Genomic DNA, 25938 nt, shown 5'->3' with positions numbered 1-25938 from the left:
CTTCACTTTTTATTATATCTTATTATTTAACTCATAATCTACATTACAACTGTTCTGTTTTTACCTGTTTTCTTTGCTTCATAAAGTGCATCATCAGCTCTTTTAAAAATCGTATTAAGTGTGTCACTATCTCTAAACTCTACTACACCCAAACTAATGGTCTCTTTTCCAATAATATCAAACTTAATATTTTCAATATGTTTTCTTATATTTTCTGCAACAATTTTAGCATCACTTAAACTTGTATTTTCACAAATAATAAGAAACTCTTCTCCACCCCATCTAGCAACAATATCACTAATTCTAAGATTTATTTTTAAAGTTTTAGCAATCTCTTTTAATACATAATCGCCAACATCATGACCATAAGTATCATTTACGATTTTAAAATCATCAATATCTAATAATATTATTGAAAATTTTGCTTCATATCTTTTAAACTCTTCTACTTTTATTAGCATGATTTCATCAAGTTTCATTCTATTGTATAAGCCTGTTAATTTATCAGTTACTGAAAGCTCTTCGATTCTTTTTTTATCTGTAATGTTTTCAGATATTGCTCTATATCCAATCTTTATATTATCTTTAAATATTGGTTCAATATACATATTAAGCCAAATGGTTTCACCATCTTTTCTTAGGTTTTTAATTTCACCAGACCATGTTTTATTTTTTGAGATTGTTTCCCATAAATTAATAAAAAAGTTATCATCAATATCTGGATGTCTCATATTTGTATGTTTTTTGCCGTACAATTCATCTTTTGTATAACCAACAGCTTTACAATATGCTTCATTTGCCTCTGTTATTATTCCATTTGTATCAGTTGTAAGAATTAATACATATTTATTAACCATACTTTGCTGTTCTTCTATCTCATTTTTTGCTTTTGTAAGGTCTTTGTTAAGTAAATGTACTGTTCTATTTTTATATAAGATAATTAAAACAATAATCGCAAAAACTAAACTTGTCTGCCAAAGCAGTGTATAGTTAACTTCTTGTGCAACTTTTATCTCTATCCATTTATTTACGATTGTTCTTTTTTGCTCTTCACTTATCTCATCTAAAGCTTTTTGCATAATAGTATTTAATAGGGGTTCATCATTTCTTGATGCAATACTCAACTTAATATCAAACTCTAGTCTTCCTGCAATTTTCAAATCAAACATAGAGTACTTTTGTATACCATAACCAATTGTTGGCATAGTATCTATATAACCAAATAGTTCACCACTACTAACTCTTTCTAGTCCCTCTTTTGTATTTTCTACATCTACAATTTGAATCAAGGGATTTCTCTGTTTTAATACATCTATAAAAGCATAGCTTTTTACAATACCTACTTTTTTATTACTAAGGGCATTTGAATCTTTGATAAATAATTTATCTGCTTTTGTTGCAATAACAAATGGTTCAGCAACATAAGGCTTTGTAAAGTTCATTGCATCTCTTCGACTTGCAACATCCATAGCAACAGGAAGAATATCACATTTTCTATCTCTAATGTTTTGTAAAGATTCTGACCACTGTTTGGTTGCTACAAGTTTTATAGGAGTATCAAGGTACTTAGAAATTATCTTCATAAGATCTGCACCTATTCCTTTATGATTTCCATTATTGTCAATTTGTTCAAAAGGTAACCAGTCTGGAAGAACACACATTTTTATTATCTTTTTCTTTTTTAAATATTTAATTTCTTCATTATTTAAACTATAATTTAAATCTGAAAGGTTCATCCATTTATGTTTTAGCTTTACTTTTTCATTATGAGGTATAACATCATTGACTTTTTCTAATATAGATTTTAATAATAAATTACCTTTTGATACAGCCATAGGAAGTGCAGTCTTTTCTTCCAGTCCCAAGTCATTTAATATAGTTGTCTTTACATTACTTAACCAATCTTTTTGAATATAATATTGCAAGGCTGGAAGACTTCCTACTACAGCACTTGCTTGTCCCATAGATACATCTTCAACAGCTTTTGCAGTAGATGAAGAAAAGAGTAGCTTTTGTTCTGGAAAATTATTTTTCAAGTATGATTCTATAAAGGTTTTTTTTGCCACTGCTATTACTTTATCTTTTAAATCATCCATTGATTTGACATTACTATTTTTATCTATTGCAACTCCCGTTGTATATTCAATATGATTAAAATTTGTAAAATCTAAGTATTTCTGTCTCTCTTCAGTGATTGCAACATGAGGAATCAAATCTATATTTTTATCTTTTAACATTATCATGAATTCATTCCAAGGCTTATTTGTAATAAATTCAATATCTATGTTTAAATATTTACCTACTAATCTCATATAGTCAATACTATACCCTTTAGGAGTATTATCTTCATTGAAGTTAAAAGGAGGAAAGGTTTTCAAGTTTGCAACTGTAAGAACTTTTTTATTTTTTAAATACTCATTTTCTTCTTTTGTCAAATTTAGATTGTTTTTTTCTTCAATATTTTGTGGTACAGCAAACCACTTTTTACTTATATACTTTTTTGTATCTTCTGGGATAGACTCTAATCCTTTGTTCAAAATAGAAATTGCTTCAGGATAATCTTTTCTTATAGAAAACACTAAATTCAAAGTACTGTTTTGTACTTTATCTATTATCTTAAGATATGGTAATCTCTCTTTTTCAGCCATAGTAAAAATTTCATTATTTCCAATAGTAGCATCAATTTTACCAGTAATAAGATTATGAAGTATTTCATCTAATGATTTTAAGGGAACTAAAATCGACTCTTTGTATTGTGAAATAAGCTTTTTATCAAATAAGTTTTTTTCTAAATATCCGATTTTTTTTCCAACTAAATCATCAATAGAGTTAATATTTTTAGGATTATTATTTAATGTAATAAGATATTTTTTTGTAGATGTATAACTATTTGAAAAATTGAAAAACTTAGCTCTCTCTTCATGTACGGCACTTGTACTTAAGCCATCAATCTCTTTATTGATTGCTTTTTGTACCATATCTTTCCAAGTGCCTACTTTTAATTGAAAGTTTGCTCCTGTATTTTTATTGATTAAATTTAATATATCAATATCAAATCCACTAAGAGAATTGCCCTTATTTATAACAAATGGTGTCCATTTTTCTTCTGTACCCAAAGTTATTATAGGGTGATTTTTGAGCCACTCTTTCTCTTTTTGGGTTAATTCAATATCTGAGGCAAGTAGATTAAGTGTAAAAAACAGTGTTAAAACTAAGCTAAATAATTTTTTCAAATATACAAATCCTATTAAAATTTCTATTATATCAAAATAATAGTTTAGCTTATATTAATGCTTCGATCCAACCTATAACTTGCTCTAAGCTTTTTTCTTCTTTATTAGATATGAAAACTGAAGGTTTGTTCTTTCGGTTGTTTTTCACATCATTTTTCATCAACTCCAAATCAACTCCAACATATGGTGCTAAGTCTATTTTATTTACCACAAGTAAATCAGAAAAAAGTAATCCTGCCCCTTTCTTGCGTGGTATGTCTGCACCTTGTGCGACATCAATTACATACATGTAATAATCAACAAGTTCATAAGAAAAAGTAGCACTAAGATTATCTCCACCACTTTCTACAAAAGTAATATCAGGATTAAACTTCTCTTCAAGTTCTAGCACTGCTTTTTGATTCATAGAAATATCATCACGAATTGCTGTGTGGGGGCAGCCACCTGTTTCTACACCTATGATTCTATTTTCATCCAAATCTAACGTTCTTTTTAGATAGTTTGCATCTTCTGTTGTATAAATATCATTTGTAACAATTGCTAATGAATACTTATCTTTTAGTATATTTGTAAGACTCTCAATTATTGAAGTTTTTCCACTTCCTACAGGTCCTGCAATTCCTATTTTTAAACTCATTTTTTTCCTTTATGTAACGAATAGCTTAGGTTCTAGGTTTTTATGGCTGAATATTACTTCTTCAAAAAGTGGATTAAAGTTTGTAATCTTTTTATCAATTTTTTCAAAAACAATACTCTCTAATATCTCATCAAATTCAAAAAGCATTTTTTGTATTTGAGAGGGTTTTATTCTTGATATTTTAAGTGTTGTTGCTGCTATGCTTATAAGGTTTTTTTTCGTCCACATCACAATAAAATCTTCCATGCAAATATCTAAATCATAAGCTAATGCACTTAAAACAATTATTTCATTTGCTTCACAAGTTTTATTATCTATATTTAAAAAATATTTTTTTACTACATCTTTTGAGGCTAAGTTTTTTATTTGTACAAAATAGTTTTGTCCTATATTTTTTGAAGCCTTTGCATACTCAAAAGTCAAATAAGCACTATACTCATTATCAAGCTTTTTTATAAGACTTAATCTGTTATTTTCTAAAGCTTCATATACTTTTTTTATATAAACAAACTCCATTTTAGAGTATTGATCTATAATAAGATTTTTCAAATAAAGCTTTAAACTCTTTTCATCTGTCACCTGTTCTTTTACAATATGGGGTTCAAGACCAAATGAGTGTACAAACATTCCTGAGGGAAAAGTTCCATCAAGTATTTGTAAAAATCTACTTAGAGACTTAAGATTAGTGTGAGTGGTGTGCTTTACCATTTGGTTTAAAGTACCCTTTTGTTTTTTCTATATTTATATCTTTATTTGCATAACAATCTTTTATAATATCACCTAAAGAGATATCATCTAAAACTGTAATCTTTGACTCTTCAATCATTACTGGCTGATGTCGGTTTCCTATTTCATAAGCTGTTTTTGCAAAAACTAAAGCATCTGAAAACTCTAAAACAAAAATCTCATCAGCACTTCTTTTTACTTTTATAGCATATCCATCTTCGTCAACTAAAATATCATTTTCATGTAAATGAGTAAACTTTGCTTTTATTACAAAGTTTATGCCACAACTACTAACAGCTGTTAAATTTGGTTTTTGCAAATCAAACCAAGATAACTCAACCTCATCACTGGCTTTTATATCTTTTTTGATTTCTATAACTTTTTTTATCATCAAACTTCCTAAAACATAAAATATTTTTTTGCCAGTGGTACTACTGATACATAGTTTGATTCTATTAATTCACCATTTACTGTTACATCATAGGTTTCAGGATTTACTTCAATATTTCCAATAAAATCATTTAATTTCATATCCTGTTTACCAATGTTTCTTGTGTTTTTAACTGCAAGTACAGCTTTATCAATTTGAAGTTTTTCTTTTATACCCTCATCAAGAGATACTTTGGAAGTAAAAATTGCACTTGTTTTTGCAGGTGCTTTACCTAAACTTCCAAACATAGGTCTATACATATTTGGCTCTGGCGTTGGAATTGAAGCATTTGAATCACCCATCATACTAAGTGCTATAAATCCGCCTTTTATAATAATCTCAGGTTTTACTCCAAAAAATGCTCTATTCCATAAGACTAAGTCAGCCATCTTACCAACTTCTACACTTCCTACATGCTCATCTATTCCACATGCAATAGCTGGATTTATTGTATATTTTGCAATATATCTTTTGATTCTATTATTATCACTTAAGTCATCATCTCCAGTTAGGGCACCTCTTTGTTTTTTCATAGAGTCTGCCACTTGCCAAGTTCTAATTAGTACTTCTCCTACTCTTCCCATAGCTTGTGAATCACTACTAGTAATACTAATAGCTCCAAGGTCATGAAGTACATCTTCAGCTGCAATTGTCTTGCCTCTAATACGACTTTCTGCAAAACTTACATCTTCTGGAATTTTTGGACTTAAATGGTGACAAACCATAAGCATATCAAGATGTTCTTCTATTGTATTTTTTGTATATGGCAGTGTTGGATTAGTACTTGATGGTAATACATTTGCTAAACCTGCCACTTTCATGATATCAGGAGCATGTCCACCTCCTGCTCCTTCACTATGAAAGGTATGTATTGTTCTATCTTTAAAAGAATCTACTGTATTATCTACAAAACCTGATTCATTTAAGGTATCTGTATGAATAGCAACTTGTACATCATACTCATCAGCTACACTTAAACAAGTATCAATAGCTTTTGGAGTACTTCCCCAATCTTCGTGAAGTTTTAGTCCCATAGCTCCAGCTTTTATTTGAACTTCTAAAGCCTCTTTACACGAACTATTTCCTTTTCCCATAAAACCAAAGTTAAGTGGTAAGTTATCAACACTTTGTATCATCTTAGCTATATTCCACTCTCCAGGAGTACAAGTTGTGGCATTGGTTCCAGTATTTGGACCAGTTCCACCACCTACCATGGTAGTAACTCCACTTGCTAAGGCAACATCAATTTGCCCCGGACTTATAAAGTGAATATGAGAATCTATACCACCAGCAGTTATAATCTTACCCTCAGCTGATAAAACTTCAGTATTTGCTCCTATTTCTAATCCTTCTGTAATACCATCACAAAGATTTGGATTACCAGATTTTCCAATAGCTATAATAATCCCATCTTTGATACCTATATCAGCTTTGTAAATACCTGTATAATCGATAACAGTAGCATTTGTAATAATCAAATCAGCAACATCAACAGCCGTTGGACTTTGTGCCATACCATCCCTTACTGTTTTACCACCACCAAATTTACTCTCTTCTCCATAAGTTGTATAGTCTTTTTCAATTTTAGCTATTAAAGAAGTATCGGCAAGTCTAAATCTATCACCAGTCGTTGGTCCATACATTGAAGCATATTTTTCTTTTGATATCTTCATCTTATACTCCTAAGAACTTTTCTAAATTTTTCATAGCATTTTCTTTTGTTGAAACATCATCTAAAAATCCCTCAACCAAACCATTAAATCCACTCATATATCTTTTACCACTAAACTCTATTAGATTTATCTCTTTTGAAGAACCTGGCTCAAATCGCACTGAAGTTCCAGCTGGAACATCAAGTCTTTTTCCATATGCTTCATTTCTATTAAAATCAAGCTCTTTATTAACTTCAAAGAAGTGATAGTGAGAGCCTATTTGTACTGGTCTATCACCTTTATTTTCTACTTGTATTGTGGTAAGTTCTTTATTCTCATTTAAAGATATTTCACCCTCATTTACAAAATACTCACCCGGCTCTATTTTTGCTTTTTTACTTGTAGTAATAGGATTGTGTACTGTAACAAGTTTTGTACCATCATCAAAGGTAGCTTCTATTTGAACCATATGCATCATAGAAGCAATTCCATCCATAACATCATCTTCACCTAAAACCTTTGTAGCATCAACCATAAGTTGTGCTACAGTTTTACCCTCCCTTGCACCTTCAAGAATATATGAACTCAAAATTGCAACAGCTTCTGGATAGTTTAACTTTAAACCTTTTTCTTTTCGCTCTTGTGCTAATTTTGAAGCTGTATATATCATCAGTCTTTCTTGTTCACGATTTGTTAGAAACATCTATTGACCTCCATTTTTATTGTTTACCTAAAATAAATTTCTCTTTGTTTAAATCTTTTCTATATAGTTCCCAAACTTGCATAACTTTATTTTTCAAATTAGACATGTTGTTTGAACTAAGTACTCCAATTATGATTTTTCTATTATGACTAAAAGTAAAAGATTCAAAGCCATTTTCCTGTATATTTTTTATAAAGTTTTCATTTTCTTTTGTTTTTATATATATCTTTGCAAAGATAAAATTGTGACTATTTTTTCTAATAATATAATCTTTTAATTCATCTCCTGCTACATCAAACTTCTCTATATATTCAACTCTTTTATCACAAACGAAAGAGTTTTTAATCAACATATTTGAAAAAGCAAAGTCCTCAAAACTTCTACCACGACTTAAAATATCTGTATAAAAGAAAGTTGAGCTATCATCACACTTTAAATTAAATAGTTGAATATATTTTGAGTCTTTATATAAAATAAGTTCATCATTTAAAAACTCTAGGTTTGAACTATTTTCTAAAGTTATATTTATTTTTTGGACTCCATACTCTTTTTTTGATGGATATATTTTTGTAGCTGATTCAGTTGTTAGTATTAGGTTTGAGTTATCAAGTTTAAAAGATGTACGAAGTTTGTCTTTTGGGAAAACACCTTCTCCAATATTAAGAAGTTTAATATAATTTTCACCAGTTTGAAAATAGTAGTGTCTTGATGGAAGTTCTAATTTATCTAATGAAAACTTCTCCTTTTCAAACTTAAATTTAATACTCATTTTATTCCTATTAGACTGATAAATGTTGTTTTATTATATCATCGCTTAACTGTGAAATCTCTCCTTGTGCAACTACACTTCCTCTATCTACAACATAAAAATCATCTCCATGACGTCTTGCAAATGGAAGCTTTTGTTCTACAAGTAAAACAGTCATCTCTTCTTCTTTTGTGAGATAATCAATTACTTCACCAATTTGAGCTACAATATTTGGCTGTATTCCTTCACTTGGCTCATCAAGAATCAAAAACTTTGGATCAATACATAGGGCTCTGGCGATGGCAAGTTGTTGTTGCTGACCACCTGATAAATCTCCACCTTTTCTTTTTTGCATATCTTTTAGTACTGGAAAAAGTTCATATATCTTTTCTGGAACTTTTGAGATTTTATTTCTATTTGCCAAAACTCCAATTTGCAAGTTTTCTAAAACTGTTAGTTGAGAAAATATCTCTCTTCCTTGAGGAACATAACCTATGGCAATACTTGCTCTTTTGTGGTCAGCTAGTTTTGATATATCTTTTCCATCATAGATGATTTTCCCATCTTTGATTGGAAGTAAGCCCATGATGACTTTACTTAAAGTTGTTTTACCAACTCCATTTCTTCCCATAAGACAAGTACATCTGCCCTTTTTAATCTCCAAATCCAAATCCCATAAGGTATGACTTTGTCCATAAAATTGATTTATTTTTTCTATCTTTAACATAATTTTCCCTTCATTTCCCAAAAAATTCAAAGTATGTTGCTAGTGCAAGGCAAAGATTTTGAAGTTTACTATTAGTAAATGAAAAATCTTTAACGCCGTAATAGTGGCATAATTTGAATTTTTATTCTCCTAAGTATACTTTTCGCACTTTTTCATTGTTTTGTATCGCATCCATATTCCCCTCTGCTAAAACTGAACCCTCATGCAAAACAGTAACTTTACTAGCAATACTTCGTATAAACTCCATATCATGTTCAACTACAACTACCGCATTCTCTTTTGAAAGACTTGTCAAAATCTCTGCTGTTTTTTCCACCTCTTGGGGAGTCATTCCTGCAACTGGCTCATCTACTAATAATAGTTTTGGCTCTTGCATGATTAGCATACCAATTTCTAACCACTGTTTTTGACCGTGAGATAAAATACCTGCATCCATATTGTAAAGCTCTTTTAGACCTATTAGTTTCATAGTCTCTTCTATTTTATCTTTTTGTTCACTTCCTAGTTTTGAAAAAAGTGTTTTGAAAAATCTTTTGTCATCTTTCATGGCAAGTTCAAGATTCTCAAAAACTGAATGGTTTTGAAATACTGTTGGCTTTTGAAATTTTCTCCCAATTCCTATTTCTGAAATAGAAGGCTCATCTAATTCCAATAAATTAACTGCTTCTCCAAAAATAACTTCTCCTTCATCAGGTGAAGTTTTTCCAGTTACTACATCCATCATAGTTGATTTTCCTGCACCATTTGCTCCAATGATACATCTTAGTTCACCATAGTTTATTGAAAAACTCAAGTTATTTAAGGCTTTAAATCCATCAAAACTAACACTAACACCATCAACTAAAAGAATCCTATCTCCAACTTTAAGATTACCAATATTTTGTTCATTTTCATGTCTTAATAGTTTCATGCCTTAGCCTTTTTTAGTTTTGCATTTATTTTACTTATAAGCCCAACTACACCTTGAGGAAGATATAAAGTTACAAGAACAAAAAGTCCACCTAAGGCATATAACCAAACCTCTGGAAGAGCAGATGTAAAATAAGTACTTGCAAAATTTACTATGATTGCTCCAATGATTGCTCCATACAGAGTTCCTCTTCCTCCTATTGCTACCCAAATAACTAACTCAATAGAAAATAGTGGTGAAAAAACTCCTGGATTTATGATTCCTACTTGTGGAACATAAAGTGCTCCTGCTATTCCCGCAAGTATTGCTGAGACTACGAATATAAACACCTTATACTGTTCAACTTTATATCCTAAAAATCGCACTCGACTTTCAGCATCTCTTATAGATATAACAACTCTTCCAAGACGTGAGTTTATAATAAATCTACAAATCAAATACCCTAAAACTAGAGCTAAAAATGTAATAATCAAAAGACCTACTCTTGTAGAATCTGCTTGTAAATCAAATCCTAAGATATCTTTAAAATCTGTCAAACCATTATTTCCACCAAAGCCCATATCATTTCTAAAAAATGCTAACATAAGTGCATAGGTCATAGCTTGAGTTATGATTGAAAGATAAACTCCAGTTACCCTTGATTTGAAAGCAAACCAACCAAATACAAAGGCTAGGATAGCAGGGATGAGCATAACCATAATAAATGTAAATAAAGGATTATCAAATCCATACCAAAACCATGGCAACTCTTTTAGATTCATAAATACCATAAAATCAGGTAAATCAGGGTTTCCATAAACTCCTCTATCACCAATTTGTCTCATAAGGTACATGGCAAGTCCATATCCACCAAGAGCAAAAAATGCCCCATGACCAAGACTTAAAACACCTAAATATCCCCAGACTAAATCTAAAGCAAGTGCTAAAAGTGCAAAGGCTAAATACTTACCTAAAATAGTAACCGTAAAAGTTGAGATATAAAACACTGAATCACTAGGAACAAATAAGTTACAAAATGATACTACAAATACTACAATTGCAAGAGTTGAAAGTACTATTTTTCCACCCTTGTCATTTTGTAAAATTTTAAAAATTATTGATTCTTTTCTCATCTTCTAATCCTGTGCATCTCGACCTTTTTGAGGAAACAATCCTCTAGGTCTTTTTTGTATAAATAAAATAATAAATACTAAGATAATAACTTTAGCTAGTACAGCTCCTGATATTGGTTCAATAAATTTGTTTATCTCTCCAAGAGTTAAAGCAGCTATCAGTGTTCCCCATAAGTTACCAACCCCACCAAATACAACAACCATAAAACTATCTACGATATATGCTTGACCTAAGTTTGGTCCTACATTTGTAAGTTGTGATAAGGCAACTCCGGCAACTCCTGCTATTCCAGAACCTATACCAAAAGTTGCTGCATCAATAAAGCTTGACTTTATTCCCATAGCACGAGCAATTGGTCTGTTTTGTGAAACAGCTCTCACTTTTAATCCAAGTGAAGTCTTTTTCATCACATAAAGAATCGCCAAAAATACCATCACAGAAAATATAACTATATACAATCTGTTGTAGGTAAGAAACAAGGCACTATTAACTTCCCAAGCTCCACTCATCCATGAAGGAGTCTTCACTTCTTGATTAAGAGGTGAATATATTGTTCTCACTAACTGTTGTAAAATCAGACTTACCCCAAAAGTAGCAAGTAGTGTTTCAAGTGGTCTTCCATATAGATGTCTTATAACTAATCTTTCAATTAAAATTCCCACAAGCCCACTAACTATAAAAGCAGCAGGTATTGAAATAATTACAGAGTATTCAATCAAGTTTGGGAAAAGTTGTTGAATAGTATATGTAGTATAAGCACCTATCATAATAAGCTCACCATGTGCCATATTAATTACTTTCATAACACCAAAAGTAATAGCAAGTCCAATGGCAGCTAAAAGTAAAACTGACCCCATACTAAGTCCAAAAAATGCTGTTTCTACAAAAGAATAAAAACTTTTTTTAAGTTCAACTATATCAAGAGAGCTTTTTGCTATCTCTTTTAGTTTTTCATCTTTACTATTTTTGAGAACATCTTTTAAAGTTACAAGTGTCTTAGAAGATATGAAGCTTCCTAATTTATCAACTGCTTCATACTTTTCTTTATCGCTTCCATACTTGGCTATTAAAATAGTATTTGCTTCATCTAGCACATCTCTTACATTAGAAGACTTTTCACTTTCTAAAGCCTCTACAATAAGCTCTTTGTCCTCTATTTTTAAATACTTTAACAAGTTCTTTGCTGAACTTAATCTTTTATCTTCATTTTTTGAAAATAGATTTATTTTCGCCAATGAAGCTTTTATAATATTTCTTAATTTATTATTGATTTTTACTTTTTTAAAATCATATTTTGAAGCTATTTCTAACTGATTATTTGTAAAAACATCAACTGTTAAATACTCTTTAGCTTTTTTCTCTTTCAAAAAGACTACTCTTTTATCACTTTTTGTATAGTATAAATCTCCACCTAAAAGTTTTTGTAATAAAACTTCTAACTTCTCATTATCTTTATAGTTTTTAGTTAAGTTTAAAATAGCTTTCTCTTTTTTAGAAAAACTGTTTGATAAGAGTTCTTGTGAGTCAGTTTGAAGATTTGAAGCAACTAACGATGTTAGAATTAATAAATTAAGCAATATTATTTTAAATATTTTCATGGTTACCTTTCATAAATTGTGAAGTATAAAATATGAGAGTTTCCTCTCATATTTTAATTATTTTGCACCTACACACATTTTTGTTTTTGTGTTATAGCTTCCGCAATTAACTGGTTTTGTCCAATCAGAGATTAAATCTTTACTTCCTGGTAGAAAGTCAGACCAAGCATCTCCAGCAACATCACCTTCAGTAGACCATACAGTTTCAAACTGACCATCTTCTTGAATCTCTCCAATAAGAACTGGTTTTGTTATATGGTGGTTTTTAAGCATAGTCGCAGTTCCACCTGTAAGGTTAGGAACAGAAAGACCAATAATCGCATCACCTACTTTATCAACATTTGTAGTACCAGCTTTTTCAACTGCTTTTACCCATAAGTTAAATCCAATATATGTAGCTTCCATTGGGTCATTTGTAACTCTTTTATCATTTTTGATATATTTTTTCCAAGAAGAAATAAATTCATCATTTAGTTCTGATTCAGCACTTTGGAAGTAGTTCCATGCAGCTAAGTGTCCAACTAGAGGTTTAGTATCAAGTCCTGAAAGTTCTTCTTCTCCAACAGAGAATGCAATAACTGGAATAGACGAAGATGAAATACCTTGATTACCTAACTCTTTATAAAAAGGAACATTTGCATCACCATTGATTGTTGAAACAACTGCTGTTTTTTTACCAGCTGATCCAAATTTTTTGATATCAGATACGATTGACTGCCAATCTGAGTGTCCAAATGGAGTATAGTTAATCATAATATCAGATTCTGCAACACCTTTTGATTTTAAATATGATTCTAAGATTTTGTTTGTTGTTCTAGGATATACGTAATCTGTACCTGCTAAAACCCATCTTTTAACACCCATGTCATTCATTAAATAATCAACTGCTGGGATTGCTTGTTGGTTTGGCGCAGCACCTGTATAAAATACATTTTTACTTGACTCTTCACCCTCATACTGTACAGGGTAAAATAACAGACCATTTAACTCTTCAACAACTGGAAGAACAGACTTTCTAGATACTGATGTCCAACAACCAAATGTTACATCAACTTTATCTTTAGTTAAAAGTCCTCTCATTTTTTCAGCAAATAAAGGCCAGTTTGATGCAGGATCAACTACAACTGCTTCAAGTTTTTTACCTAAAATTCCACCTTTTTTATTTTGCTCATCAATCAACATTAAAACTGTATCTTTTAGAGTTGTTTCTGAAATCGCCATTGTTCCAGATAGTGAGTGTAAAACACCAACTTTGATAGTATCAGCAGCTTGAGCTATCATACTCATAGTTACAATTGCTGATGCAGCTAAAACTTTTGTGAATCTACTTTTCATTAATTCTCCTTTAATTTTAGTCTTTATGACTACTGAGAAGAAGTATAAAATAGAAGTGTTGTCTAAGTGTTGTTTTAAAAAAAACTTTTATAAATTACTGTATATTTTTTATACAGATTTCATTTATCTCTTTATATTTGAAGTTATCAATTAAGTTTTTGAAGTGTTGTTTTAAATCATTATCAAGCTCAGAGTTTGCTAAAAGTTCTTCTATATTTTTAGAATCCATTAGTAAGCATAATTCATTAAGCTTTATACAAAACTCTTTATCTAGTTTTGTTAATCTTTCATGAATATCTACTTTATTTTCAATAGTTTCTAAGTACTTAAATTCCAAATCAAAATAATTTGAGAGTGTAAGTAAAAGCTCTTTTTCATCAATAGGTTTTGATAAAAAGTTATCTGCTCCACTTTTAAGTGCTGATTGTTTATCTTCATTGAAAACATTTGCAGAAACTGCAACTATAGGTATATCTTTATCTTTTTGTCTTATGATTTTTATAGTCTCTAATCCATCAAGGCCACTCATTTTAATATCCATAAAGATTAGACTTAAATGCTCTTTTTCAAATATATCAATAGCTTCATAACCGCTACTTGCTTGAAAAACTTCAAATCCATATGAATTTAATATTTGACTTAATAGGTCTCTATTTACTTCAATATCATCTACTACTAATATGGATTTTTTTTCTGTTATTCTTTCAATACCAATAATACCTTTTACTTTTGAATCAATTAAAATATCTCCATCTTCCATACTTTTATACTCAAGACTAAGATAAAACTGTGTACCTTCACCTATTTTACTTTTTACATGAATAGAACCATTCATTAGGTTTACCAACTCTTTTGTTATTGGTAAACCTAAACCTGTTCCATTTTTATTATAATCATCATGTTTTATCTGCTCAAAGGGTTTAAATATTTTCTTTAAGTTCTTATTTTCTATTCCTATTCCACTATCTTTTATCTCAAAAAAAAGTTTCTTACTCTTCTCATATAGATATAAAGATATTTCTCCTTTGTTTGTAAATTTTAGACTATTACTTAAAAGATTGATTAGTATTTGACGAAGTCTTAAGTCATCCATCTTCACAATGTCTGGCAAGTTTTTATCTAAAATGATTTTAAATGCTAAACCTTTTTCTTTACATCTAAACTCAAAAATAGAGTTTATGTCTTCAATCAACTCTTTTAGATTAAAAACCTTTGGCATAATCTCTATTTTACCAGCCTCGATTTTTGATAGTTCTAATATTTCATTAATTATATTTAAAAGATGTTCTCCACTTCTATTTATAATATTTAGATTATTTTTCTCTTCAAGTGATACATTTGGTGATTTTTTTAAAATATTTGAAAAGCCAAGTATTGCATTTAGTGGAGTTCTTAGTTCATGACTCATACGAGCTAAAAATATAGATTTTGCTTTGTTTGCACTTTTTGCATCTTCCATAGCAAGTTTTATTTGATGTTCACTCTCTATTAACTTTTCTGTATTTTCTTTAAAAATAGAAACTGCTCCAATCATGTCTCCAACTTCATCATCATATTTGTTTTTTTCTAAATCAACACTCATATCATTTGATGATAGTCTAAGCATGGCAACTCTTAATAAATCTATTGGATAAATAATTCTAAAAAGAATTATAAAAAAAGACATCAAGAAAAATATTACAGAAAAAAGTACTATCACATTTACATAAAACTCTTGTTCTTTTACCATCTTTCTAGCTTCATTTACTTTTTCTTGAGTTCTTTTTTCAAAGGCCTTATAGAAGTTATCCAAAGGCTCCATGATTCTTATCTTTGCTTTGTGATAATCACTTGAGTGCATAAGTTCTCGTGCAAGTTTAAAGTCTGGTTTTGCTTTTATTATAAATTCGCCATTATTATCTTGAAATATTCCTTTTACGGCATTCATTGCTTTGTGTTCAAGTTTTGTTAAATCATCAGATTCATTTTGAGAAGTAAAAAGTAAATTCAACTCTGACTCTGGAAAGTTTGCTCTTTTCATAAGCTCTCTTAGGGGTACTTTTTCTCCACCTAAGATTGGTGTTGTATTATCTAAAGTATAAAAGTCCCAATAAATTCCATTATATCTTTTAGGTCTATTTTTTGTACCATTTCTAATATCAAGTACTGTTTTATATTGCTCTTCAAATAGTGGATTTCCTGTTATTACATAGGTTCTTGCCATTCTTGTAAGGTCATCACTACTTTGTCGAAGTTCATGGGCAAGGATAAGTGACTTATACTGCATTTGATATGCATCTTCTAGTTTAATTGTAGAGTTTTGGTATTTGTTTATAACAACTGCCACACTTATAAATGAAATAGTATTTAAAATAAAAAGTAACATAAAGAGTTTTTTTAGATTCAAGGGTACCCTCATTTTGATTTTATATCTTTTATCCTATAATCTTAGCAACAAAGTAATATAAAACGAGCTAAAGAATGCATAAAAAATATACAATATTAATCATTGATGATAAAAGTGAAAACCTTCACTACTTAAATAATATACTTGAAAGTTATGATTATAATATAAGAGCAACAACTGATCCTAGTTTTGCATTAACATCATCAAATAGTTATCCTCCTGATTTAATTTTGTTGGATATTAAGATGCCAAATACTGATGGCTTTGAAGTTTGTAAACTCTTCAAGAAAGATGAAAAGCTTAAAAACATTCCTATAATTTTCATAAGTGCAATAGATGATGTAGAGATAAAAGTAAAAGCTTTTGAACAAGGGGGAGTTGATTATATAACTAAACCATTTAAAAAAGAAGAGGTAATTGCAAGAATAAAAACTCAGCTTAAAATTTTTGAAAATAATCAAATGATTTTAACTCTACTAGAACAACAAGACTTTTTTTTAAAAAAGATAATCCATGAAATGAATACGCCCTTAAGTGTTATTTCATTAAATGTAGATAACCTAGAGAGACAGCTAGGTCCAAAAGAGCAATTTGAAGCTATAAAAGCATCTTCTAAATCCCTTTCTTCTATATATAATGACCTGTATTATTTGACAAAAAAGAAGAGTATGACAAAACAGATAAAGCCTATAAACCTAGTAAACTTTTTATCTTCAAGAATTATATTTTTTGATGAAATTGCAAAAACTAAGAATTTGATTATTGATTTGGAAATAGATTGTGAGTTTAAAATTTTAATTGATGAATATGAATTAGAAAGAGTAGTTGATAATACTATTTCAAATGCAATAAAGTACTCTTATGAAAATACATCTATTGTTATTTCTTTAAGAGAGAATCTTTTAGAAGTAATAAATGAAGGTATTACAATAAAAGACACCTCTTTAGTTTTTGAAAAATATTACCAAGAAAAAGTAAAAAATATCGGTCTAGGATTAGGACTAAATATTGTCAAATCAATTTGCGATAGTTATAAAATTGATGTAGAAGTTGAATCAAATCAATTTACTACATTTAGATATATATTTCCAGAAAATCTAATAAAAAAAGAGTCATAAAATGAAGATATTTTTACTTGAAGATGATTTTTCACTAAATAAAATCATAAAATTATCTTTAGAAAATAGAGGTTTTTTTGTGGAAAATTGTAGTGATGGCTATGAAGCAGCTACAAAAATCATAAATAATAAATATGACCTTTATATCTTAGACTTAAATGTTCCAGGATTTAATGGACATGAGATTTTAAAAACTATACGAAAAGATAATCTTACTACGCCAGTTATTATGATAAGTGCTGAAATAGCTATAGAAAATATCAAAAATTCATTTGAGTTTGGATGTAATGATTATATAAAAAAGCCCTTTGATTTTGAAGAACTATTTTTAAGAATAAAATATCATCTAAATCATATAACTCAAAGTAGTGATGTAAATCTTAGTATTGATTTGGGATATGAGTATAGCTTTGATTTGATAAATCAAACTTTATATAAACATGGACATGAAATTGAGTTAACAATAAAAGAGAAACTACTACTTTCACTACTTGTAAAAAATCTAAATAAAACAGTAACTTTAGATATGATTCATGAATATGTCTGGGATAGTAAAGAGATGGAATCAGTTAGTATGAGAACAATCGTGCATAAACTTAGAACAAAACTAAAAAATGGGATGATTTTAAATCTAAGAGGAGTAGGATATAAACTTTTACAAATAAGCTAAGATAGAAGCTAGGTTCTATCTTAATGTTTTATAAATGAACAGCAGTAATCAACTAGTGAAACTACTCTTAATTTAAATCTAGAGTTTGCTGGAACTGAAAAGCTTTGTGGAGAAACAATTTTTTTCCAATCTTGTGCTGGTAATAGTACTTCTAACTCACCTGATTGTATATCAAGAATTTCTTCATGAATTGTTGTAAATTCATACTCTCCAGGCAACATAACACCTAAAGTCTTTTTTGTTCCATCTTCAAACTCAATTGCTCTACTTGTAACATGACCTTCATATAAAATATTTGCTTTTTTAGCTATTTTTACATTTTCAAATACAGCCTTCAAAATTTTCCTTTATTGTAATATATTAGAAATCATACCATAAGAATAATTATGAAACAAACATCTAATAAAGTTTATTTCAATTATTCTGTAGATAGTAACTATTGTTTACTAGTTATTTTCTCTTTTTGTTTTTTGTATAGTCCAAAATACATCTGAAATTGCTTTATCTATATCTAATGATGTACTTAACATATCTTTAACATCTCCGTTTGCATTATCTTCAATAACTCTTTGTACCCCATTATGTACTTGTGAGTGAACATCCTTTAAATGTTCCCAGTTTTCTGTTTTTGTATACGCTTTATCTAAATTTTCTTGTTCTATTATCCATTTTCCTAAATTACACTCTTTTTCTGATTTAACCTTCCAAATTGTTTTTGAATCTAATTGTTTATAGTTTGTATCTTTAAAATTAATATGGTCAAGTTTTAATCTATTTAATGTAAACATTAAATCTATATCTTTTACTTGTTCTCTTGCATCTTTTATATAAGTAGTTTTATTAACTACATCAACTAAGTTACGAGAAAGAGTCTCTATATGTTGACTTTGCGAACTAATTTGTGCGGCTGATGCTGCATTTTGCTGTGTTGTTTGGTCTAATTCATTTATAGAATCATTGATTTGTTCGATTGCTTGTTGTTGTTCTTTACTAGCATCTGAAACTTCTTGAATAATACTTAGTTGGCTAGAGATATTTTCATTTAATACACTATATCCATCTTTCATACTTTGTGCTGTTTTTTTACCCTCAGTTGCTCTCTCTTTTGCTTTATGAACAATATCAGTAATCTCTTTTGCTGCATCTGCACTTCTAGTTGCTAAGTTACGAACTTCTTGTGCAACAACAGCAAATCCTTTTCCTGCTTCCCCTGCTGTAGCTGCTTCAACAGCAGCATTAAGAGATAAAATATTTGTTTGAAAAGCAATCTGGTCAATAATAGAAGTTGCTTCTTCTATTAAACTAACTTCATTATTGATATTATCCATTGAAGTAAATGTATTATTAGCTAGCTCTTCACCTTTTTGAACTGATTGATTAACTGTTTGAGAAAGTTTTTCCATTTTTGCAGTATTTTCACTAGTACTAATAACAGTACTAGTAACTTCTTCTAAAGCTGCAGCTGTCTCTTCTAAACTTGCAGCTTGTTGATTTGATGCAGTTGCTAAAGAATTAGAAGCATTAGATAACTCAACCATCTCATTATGCAACTCCTCAGAAGTCATATCCAATAGAGCTAAAAGTTCAGAAATACTACTTCCCAATGCTCTAATACCAAGAATAACAGAACCCATTTTTCCACTTAAATCATTTGTATCAACCTTATGCTCAAAATTTGCATTTCCATACTCTATAAGTGTTTGGATCCCCCTATCTGCCAAATTTGCATTGGTTACTAAGGCATTATTCAAATTATCTTTTATTTGATTTAAATGGTTATTTTTGCTATCCCCTTTAACAAAAATACCATAGAAACCCTTTTCAAATTTTAGTAAAACTTCACTAATCTCTTCAAGTAACACATCTTCACTTCTATTTTGTGCTTCTAGTTCTTCAACTCTTGCTTTTAACTTAGCTATCTCTTCATCTTTTTTTCTACTATTTCCAAAAAACATTATTCCCCTTTATTTTTTAATATATCTTAATTATATATATAATATACCATAAAACCATCTAAAATATCACTAAATAACAAAACCTGATCATTTGAATTTTCAGGTAGAAGTATTATTAGATTTGTTATAATTTTTCAAATTTTAATAGGAAAAAATATGACTACACAAGAAAAACTTTTAAATCTAGTGCACAATGAAGTAATACCTGATGTTGAAGATTACTTAGATGAACTCTTTGAACTAGTTGCCTCTAAAAAAAGTGATGAGAAGACAAAAGAAGAGATAAAATATATGCAAGATATGAGAAAAGAGTTTCAAGACCTTATTGATGATATAGAAGCAGATGAGATTGATGAAGAAGAAGCTCAAGAGATAATTGATGAAATTATAGATATGAAGAGTCTAAAAGAGTAGATGCAAGGTTATATTATTGATATAAAGTCTGTTAGAGATGATGATTTAATTGTTACAATTTTAACAGATGAAAATATCTATACCACCTATAGATTTTATGGAGGAAGGCATTCCAATGTAAATGTGGGATATAAAATTGACTTTGAATTAGAATCAAACCATAAAAGTACAATGCCTCGACTTAAAGATGTTATTCAAATAAGTTTTACTTGGATTTTTGAAAAAGAAAAACTCTACTGTTGGCAGAGATTTTTAAAACTTTTCTATCCCCACTTAAAAGATGTAGAAGCTATCGATGATTTTTATTTTAACTTACTTGAAGAACTAGCCCATAAACTTATAAAACAAAATGCCAAAAGAGCTATTTGCGAAATCTATATAAAACTACTAGAACAAGAAGGAAGACTTCATAGTGAATATATCTGTTTGCTTTGTGAGAAAAAAATAGAAAATGAAATCTCACTTGTAAGAAGTTTCCATCCAGTTCATCCAAACTGTACCTACTCAAAAAAGTTTGACTTTCATAAAATAGATGAACTATTTCAAGAAAAATCACTAATCTTTTTAGATGATGAAGAGGTTGAGTATATTTGGCAGATACTTCTTCAAGGTATATAAAATACTAAAAATTATATAAAAGGTAATAAAATGTCAATCAAAACAGAAGTAGAAAAAGTTGCTCAGCAAATGCAACAAGTTGGTATGGAGTATGATAAACTTTTTGATAACTTTGGTATTCAACTTTATGAAAAACTATCTAAGACAAAAAATAGTTGTGAGCAGATGGATATAGTACATAAGGAGTTAGATGAAATTCTTGAAGCATTTAGTTTATCATTTCCTAATAAAACAGTTATTGCCTGCAAAACGAAGTGTTCACACTGTTGTTCTTTTCCTATACATTGTTCACCTCAAACAATTGAATATATTGCAAGTCATATTGAAGCAAGCTATTCAGATGATGAGATTAAAAGTTTAATAGTAGCATTTCATAAAAATATTGAAGATAGACAGGCTCCCTTTTTTAGAGCCACTTGTCCTTTTCTAGATGAAGATAACTGTTGTAAAATTTATGAACAAAGACCATTGTCATGTCGATGGTTTACTTCACCAGATGCTTCACTTTGTGAACGCTCAATTCAAAGTGGCGAAACTATTCCACAACAACAAACCCAACATCGAATCTATCAATTAGCAAATACAGCACTTGTTTTAACATCAGAAAACAAAGATAAAGATGATGCTCAAGTGGAGTTTATTCCAGCTATTTTAAAAAGATTGGAAAAGTAAACCTAATATAAATTAAATAAAATAAATGTAGTATACTAGTTCTGATAACTTAAAGGTAACTAATGAGTAATTTTTCTATAAAAATAAAAACATCTATTTTAACAATCTTTAGTATTGTAATATTCTTGATTATTACAACAATACTATATATACAACATCAATCTAGTACAGAATTTGTACATCTGACTACACAAAAAAGCTTTGACAACATTTCTGAAAAAGTAATAAATAAAATTGAACAATTTGATATTTCAAGTGATAATTTTATTACTTTTCTAAAAAATAGTGAAGGTATTGAAAAGCTCCCTACAAAAAATGTTAGACATGATTTTTTAAAAGTTATTACAGAGTATATAAAAAGCTCTAATTATACTTATGGCATATATATTGGGTTTAAAGATGACAGCTTTTTTCAAGTAATTAACTTGGAAGTATCAAATAATATTAAAGAGATTTTAAAAGCACCAACAAAAGCTAGATGGCTCATAAGAAAACATATTAATGAAAATGGCAAAATTATAAGGTATGAAGAATTACTAGATAAAAATTTAATTCAAATAAACCAATCTAGTAAAGAAGTAAATTATAGACCAACTCAAAGACCTTGGTATATTCAAGCAAAAAATAGTTCTAATACTATTAAAACAACTCCATACATATTTACTTCCTTACAAGAACCTGGTGTAACTTATGCAAAGTCAGTAAATAATAAATCTCAAGTAGTAATTGGTCTAGATATATCTTTATCAAGTCTTGAAAAGCTTTTGAGTGAACAAAAACTTGTATTAGGAAGTGGTGCATATATATTTACTGAAGATGGAACAATAATAGGACAATATGATACAGATGAAAAAAAAGATATAAAAAATATCAAGGATAAATACGAAAATACTTTTATAAAAAACGAAACTATCTCAAACTTAGGTAAAATTACTACTACATATATAAATAAACAAAAATATATTAAATATGTTGTAAAACTTCAAACAAAATTTGATCACAATGAATATATAACTATTTTTTCTCCTTTAAAAACTATTATGAAACCTTATATGAAAAAAATATATGACACATTAGGATTTACACTTTTAATAATTATTTTATTTATTTTGCCAATTGTATTTTTTGCAACACGACTAATAGTAAAACCAATCCTTAAACTAGAAGTAGAAAATAAAAAAATAGCTGAGGGGAAGTTCAAAGATGTAGTAAATGTAAAATCATTTATGATAGAGATAAATAGCCTATCAGAATCTTTAGTAAATATGTCTAAATCTATCGAAGAAAACCAACGTGTGCTAGAAATAAAGGTTCAAGAAAGAACACAAGATATTCAAAACCTTCTTAACAATGCAGGACAAGGATTTTTATCTTTTGATAAAAATATGATAATCGCTGATAAATATTCAATAGAAGCAAAAAATATTTTTCAACAAGAGATTAAGACTTTAAATATCACTAAATTATTATATGAAGATATTGATAAACAAAACTTTTTAAAAAATACTTTACAAAATATTTTAAATGAAGATGAGATGAAACAAGAAATTTTAATATCACTCCTTCAAAAAGAATTCTTAATAAATAATAGAAATATTAGTGCCGAATATAAAATATTAGATAACTCAAATTATATGTTGATTCTTACAGATATTACCGCTGAAAAAGAACTTGCAAGACAAGTTAAAGAAGAAGAACAAATTTTAAAAATGATAGTAGAGACTGTTCGTTCATCAGAACAATTTTTTGAAATAAAAAATGACTATGAAGATTTTGTTTCCAAAATAAACAATTTCAACTCTTTGGAAACACTATCTTCATTAAGAAATGATATTCATACATTTAAAGGACTATTTGCTCAAAAAGAGATGTTTCATATAGTAGAAAAACTACATGACTTTGAATCTGCAATAGATGAAAGTATTCAAAATAACAGCATAAATAAAAACATCTCAAATATTTCAAAAGAGAGTATGATAAAATGGCTTGAGGAAGATTTAAATATATTAAAAGATATCTTAGGTGAAGACTATTTTGAAAATAAAAATTCAATACTTATCGATAAAAAAAGAATTATTGAAATAGAAAATAAACTAAAATTATATATAAAAGAAAATAGAGATTTAAATGAAATTTTTGAAGATATTAAAAAGTTAAGATACCATGACATATCTATTTTCTTAAAACCTTATGAAAAACTTGTTGAACAATTAGCCTTTGACCTTGAAAAATGTATTGAACCCTTAAATATTATATGTGAAAAGATTTTTGTACCTGATAGTTTTAAACCATTTTTAAATTCACTTGTGCATATTTTTAGGAATAGTGTTGATCATGGAATTGAGACATTAGAAGAACGATGTGAAAAAGAAAAAAATGAATATGGGAAAATATCTTGTAAAGTTGAACTAAAAAATAAAAACTTATCTATTACTATTGAAGATGATGGTAAAGGTATAGATATCCAAAAAGTAAAACAAGCTGCAATTGATAAAGAGATATACACAATTGGAGAACTTAATAAAATGAACAATAAAGAGATAAGTATGATTATCTTTGAAGATAGATTTACTACATCTGACACAATAAGTAATATTTCAGGAAGAGGTGTTGGTTTGGCATCAATATTGGAAGAGCTTAAAAAACTTGATGGAAGTATAAATTTGGAAAATAATATTGGTCAAGGAATAAAGTTTATTTTTAAAATACCTTTTAAGGAACTGTAATGGAGTTTTATCAAAATATTTTAGAAAAACTCTCTAATCGCATGATTAGATATATTAGGAATGACTTGAATATGTCTAAAATAACAAATGACTTTGTAATAAAAGAAGTTGATTTGATGAACTACAAGGACATTACAAGTTTGATTTCATTAAGTGGAGAAAAAGCTGGTACAATTGGACTTAGTGTATCAAGTAAATTTGCAAAAAAGATGGTTAAAAAATTTATATTTGGAGAAATTGACCAGTCTAGTTTAGATGAACTAGCAAGTGAAAATGTTTCCGAGACTTTAAACATAATACTTGGTAATATTTTAGATGAAGAAGAGGTCAAAAATATCAACATATCAACGCCACATACTTTACACAATAAAGTTACAATCACAAAAAAGAAAAATGGAAGAATCTTTTTTTCAAAACTTAAATATGAAGAAGAAGAGATTATTTTGAGCTATTTTATATAAATAAAGGGGATAGATTAATGGCAAAAGTTTTAGTAGTAGATGATGCAAGAATAATGAGAATAAATATTGGAAATATCCTAAAAAGCAGAGGACATGAAGTAATTGCAGAAGCAGAAAATGGATATGAAGCAATAGAAATGTATAGAAAACATGAACCTGATATTGTAACAATGGATATAACAATGCCAGATACTAATAATATTTCTGATGGTATTGAAGCTGTAAAAGCTATAAAAGGTGAATTCCCAGACGCTAAAATTATTATGATTACGTCACATGGAGAAGAAGAAAAAGTTATTACAGCAATCCAAAATGGTGCTTCTAACTATTTGTTAAAACCAATTCAAGTAAAAAAATTAGAAGAGGTATTTGAAAAAACTCTAAACAAACAATTAGCTAAATAAATCTTTATTCTCAAAACTTCAAAAAGAATAGAGATTTTTCTCTATTCTTAAATAATACTATTTATTCAAAAGTTTTAAGTCAACTCTTCTATTTTTTGCATCGTTTTTAGAAATAGGTGCCGTTTCTCCATATGATACAACTGATAATTTACTTTGTTCTATTAAACTATTATTTAGAAAATAGTCTTTTACTGCTTTTGCTCTTTTTAATCCTAAAGCAAAGTTATACTCATCTGTACCCACAGAATCAGTATGTCCTTCTATAATTACACTATTACTATTTGAAAAACCTAATGATTTAACATCTTTATTAACTTTTTTAATAACATATGAATCAAATGCAAAATTAACAAAACTTTCTACTTCTTCAAAGTTTTTATTATCATTTTCCATTGATTTATCATTTTGTAGTTTATCAAGTTTCTTATCAACATTTTCACTTTCAATTGTTTTTTCTTTTTTAGGTTCTGGTGAAACCATCTTTATTTTATCTTCCATACAGTCATTTTGATATCTGTCTGCATAAATGACAGTACCTAATCCCCAAAATGCACCAATAGGACCACCTATAAAGGCTCCTTGCAAAATTCCAAGTACTCCAAATGCTATTCTATTTTCTTTTTCTATACATTCATCTGATGAGGCATTTGTTATTAAAAATCCAACAACTATTAAACTCGTTAATATCTTTTTCATTTTATA

24 protein-coding genes and 1 pseudogene are annotated in these 25938 nt (G+C 28.7%); 8 read left to right on the top strand and 17 right to left on the bottom strand.

Annotated features, from left to right (window positions below; all coding sequences use genetic code 11):
- Nucleotides 1–38: 38 nt before the first annotated feature.
- The 13 genes from ACNI28_RS11150 to ACNI28_RS11090 form a co-directional block, all read right to left on the bottom strand.
- The gene (locus ACNI28_RS11150) at nucleotides 39–3233 is read right to left on the bottom strand and encodes a transporter substrate-binding domain-containing protein (RefSeq protein WP_419764325.1); all 3195 of its coding nucleotides are present in this window, start codon (nucleotides 3231–3233) and stop codon (nucleotides 39–41) included.
- A 49-nt stretch (nucleotides 3234–3282) separates the two neighbouring features.
- Nucleotides 3283–3870 carry an urease accessory protein UreG gene (ureG, locus tag ACNI28_RS11145; RefSeq protein ID WP_419764324.1) on the bottom strand — a complete coding sequence of 196 codons (588 nt, stop codon included), beginning with the start codon at nucleotides 3868–3870 and terminating at the stop codon, nucleotides 3283–3285.
- A gap of 9 nt (nucleotides 3871–3879) precedes the next feature.
- Nucleotides 3880–4578, bottom strand: a complete 699-nt coding sequence (locus ACNI28_RS11140; RefSeq protein ID WP_419764323.1) for an urease accessory protein UreF — start codon at nucleotides 4576–4578, stop codon at nucleotides 3880–3882.
- Nucleotides 4553–4987, bottom strand: a complete 435-nt coding sequence (locus ACNI28_RS11135; protein ID WP_419764322.1) for an urease accessory protein UreE — start codon at nucleotides 4985–4987, stop codon at nucleotides 4553–4555. The genes ACNI28_RS11140 and ACNI28_RS11135 overlap by 26 nt, the downstream gene beginning before the upstream one ends.
- An 8-nt stretch (nucleotides 4988–4995) precedes the next feature.
- Nucleotides 4996–6699, bottom strand: coding sequence for an urease subunit alpha (ureC, locus tag ACNI28_RS11130; protein WP_419764321.1), 1704 nt, complete (start codon nucleotides 6697–6699; stop codon nucleotides 4996–4998).
- Between the two features lies 1 nt (nucleotide 6700).
- A complete protein-coding gene (locus ACNI28_RS11125) occupies nucleotides 6701–7381 on the bottom strand; it encodes an urease subunit gamma (RefSeq protein ID WP_419764320.1) in 681 nt (226 codons plus the stop codon).
- 16 nt (nucleotides 7382–7397) lie between these two features.
- On the bottom strand, nucleotides 7398–8150 hold the full coding sequence (locus ACNI28_RS11120; protein WP_419764319.1) for an urease accessory protein UreD: 753 nt from the start codon (nucleotides 8148–8150) through the stop codon (nucleotides 7398–7400).
- A 10-nt stretch (nucleotides 8151–8160) separates the two neighbouring features.
- Nucleotides 8161–8856, bottom strand: a complete 696-nt coding sequence (gene urtE, locus ACNI28_RS11115) for an urea ABC transporter ATP-binding subunit UrtE (protein WP_419764318.1) — start codon at nucleotides 8854–8856, stop codon at nucleotides 8161–8163.
- 121 nt (nucleotides 8857–8977) lie between these two features.
- Nucleotides 8978–9766, bottom strand: a complete 789-nt coding sequence (urtD, locus tag ACNI28_RS11110) for an urea ABC transporter ATP-binding protein UrtD (RefSeq protein WP_419764317.1) — start codon at nucleotides 9764–9766, stop codon at nucleotides 8978–8980.
- A complete protein-coding gene (gene urtC / locus ACNI28_RS11105) occupies nucleotides 9763–10878 on the bottom strand; it encodes an urea ABC transporter permease subunit UrtC (RefSeq protein WP_419764316.1) in 1116 nt (371 codons plus the stop codon). The genes urtD and urtC overlap by 4 nt, the downstream gene beginning before the upstream one ends.
- 3 nt (nucleotides 10879–10881) lie before the next feature.
- Nucleotides 10882–12477, bottom strand: a complete 1596-nt coding sequence (gene urtB, locus ACNI28_RS11100) for an urea ABC transporter permease subunit UrtB (protein WP_419764315.1) — start codon at nucleotides 12475–12477, stop codon at nucleotides 10882–10884.
- A gap of 57 nt (nucleotides 12478–12534) precedes the next feature.
- A complete protein-coding gene (gene urtA / locus ACNI28_RS11095; RefSeq protein WP_490715307.1) occupies nucleotides 12535–13812 on the bottom strand; it encodes an urea ABC transporter substrate-binding protein in 1278 nt (425 codons plus the stop codon).
- Nucleotides 13813–13906: 94 nt separating this feature from the next.
- The gene (locus tag ACNI28_RS11090; RefSeq protein WP_419764314.1) at nucleotides 13907–16198 is read right to left on the bottom strand and encodes a response regulator; all 2292 of its coding nucleotides are present in this window, start codon (nucleotides 16196–16198) and stop codon (nucleotides 13907–13909) included.
- A 74-nt stretch (nucleotides 16199–16272) separates the two neighbouring features.
- On the opposite strand from ACNI28_RS11090, the gene ACNI28_RS11085 reads away from it, so the two are divergent.
- Together ACNI28_RS11085 and ACNI28_RS11080 are read left to right on the top strand one after the other, a co-directional pair.
- Nucleotides 16273–17316, top strand: coding sequence for a hybrid sensor histidine kinase/response regulator (locus tag ACNI28_RS11085; protein WP_419764313.1), 1044 nt, complete (start codon nucleotides 16273–16275; stop codon nucleotides 17314–17316).
- Nucleotide 17317: 1 nt separating this feature from the next.
- Nucleotides 17318–17986 carry a response regulator transcription factor gene (locus tag ACNI28_RS11080; protein WP_419764312.1) on the top strand — a complete coding sequence of 223 codons (669 nt, stop codon included), beginning with the start codon at nucleotides 17318–17320 and terminating at the stop codon, nucleotides 17984–17986.
- Nucleotides 17987–18006: 20 nt separating this feature from the next.
- Here ACNI28_RS11080 and ppnP read toward each other — a convergent pair whose 3' ends face one another.
- From ppnP to ACNI28_RS11065, 3 genes and pseudogenes are all read right to left on the bottom strand, one after another.
- Nucleotides 18007–18324, bottom strand: coding sequence for a pyrimidine/purine nucleoside phosphorylase (gene ppnP, locus ACNI28_RS11075; RefSeq protein ID WP_419764311.1), 318 nt, complete (start codon nucleotides 18322–18324; stop codon nucleotides 18007–18009).
- 108 nt (nucleotides 18325–18432) lie between these two features.
- Nucleotides 18433–18774 (bottom strand): CZB domain-containing protein, encoded by a 342-nt coding sequence (locus ACNI28_RS11070; RefSeq protein WP_419766472.1) that lies wholly within the window; start codon nucleotides 18772–18774, stop codon nucleotides 18433–18435.
- 141 nt (nucleotides 18775–18915) lie between these two features.
- Nucleotides 18916–19389, bottom strand: a pseudogene (locus ACNI28_RS11065) (methyl-accepting chemotaxis protein); the annotation flags it as partial.
- A 708-nt stretch (nucleotides 19390–20097) separates the two neighbouring features.
- On the opposite strand from ACNI28_RS11065, the gene ACNI28_RS11060 reads away from it, so the two are divergent.
- From ACNI28_RS11060 to ACNI28_RS11035, 6 genes are all read left to right on the top strand, one after another.
- On the top strand, nucleotides 20098–20355 hold the full coding sequence (locus ACNI28_RS11060) for a hypothetical protein (protein ID WP_419764310.1): 258 nt from the start codon (nucleotides 20098–20100) through the stop codon (nucleotides 20353–20355).
- Complete coding sequence (gene recO / locus ACNI28_RS11055) at nucleotides 20356–20973, top strand: recombination protein RecO (RefSeq protein WP_419764309.1); 618 nt, start codon at nucleotides 20356–20358, stop codon at nucleotides 20971–20973.
- A gap of 30 nt (nucleotides 20974–21003) precedes the next feature.
- The gene (locus tag ACNI28_RS11050) at nucleotides 21004–21645 is read left to right on the top strand and encodes a YkgJ family cysteine cluster protein (RefSeq protein WP_419764308.1); all 642 of its coding nucleotides are present in this window, start codon (nucleotides 21004–21006) and stop codon (nucleotides 21643–21645) included.
- 62 nt (nucleotides 21646–21707) lie between these two features.
- Nucleotides 21708–24371 (top strand): ATP-binding protein, encoded by a 2664-nt coding sequence (locus ACNI28_RS11045; protein WP_419764307.1) that lies wholly within the window; start codon nucleotides 21708–21710, stop codon nucleotides 24369–24371.
- Complete coding sequence (locus ACNI28_RS11040) at nucleotides 24371–24832, top strand: chemotaxis protein CheX (protein WP_419764306.1); 462 nt, start codon at nucleotides 24371–24373, stop codon at nucleotides 24830–24832. The genes ACNI28_RS11045 and ACNI28_RS11040 overlap by 1 nt, the downstream gene beginning before the upstream one ends.
- Before the next feature lie 17 nt (nucleotides 24833–24849).
- Entirely contained in the window at nucleotides 24850–25236 is a 387-nt protein-coding gene (locus ACNI28_RS11035) for a response regulator (RefSeq protein WP_419764305.1), read from the top strand.
- A gap of 57 nt (nucleotides 25237–25293) precedes the next feature.
- Here the strand turns inward: ACNI28_RS11035 and ACNI28_RS11030 are convergent, their stop codons facing one another.
- Entirely contained in the window at nucleotides 25294–25932 is a 639-nt protein-coding gene (locus ACNI28_RS11030; RefSeq protein ID WP_419764304.1) for an OmpA family protein, read from the bottom strand.
- Nucleotides 25933–25938 lie beyond the last annotated feature (6 nt).

Origin of the sequence: Arcobacter denitrificans (SeqCode), from assembly GCF_048571185.1 — a bacterium.
Lineage (GTDB): Bacteria > Campylobacterota > Campylobacteria > Campylobacterales > Arcobacteraceae > Arcobacter > Arcobacter denitrificans.
The sequence above is the reverse complement of the archived record's forward strand: the minus strand, read 5'-3'. Positions and strand labels throughout refer to the sequence as shown.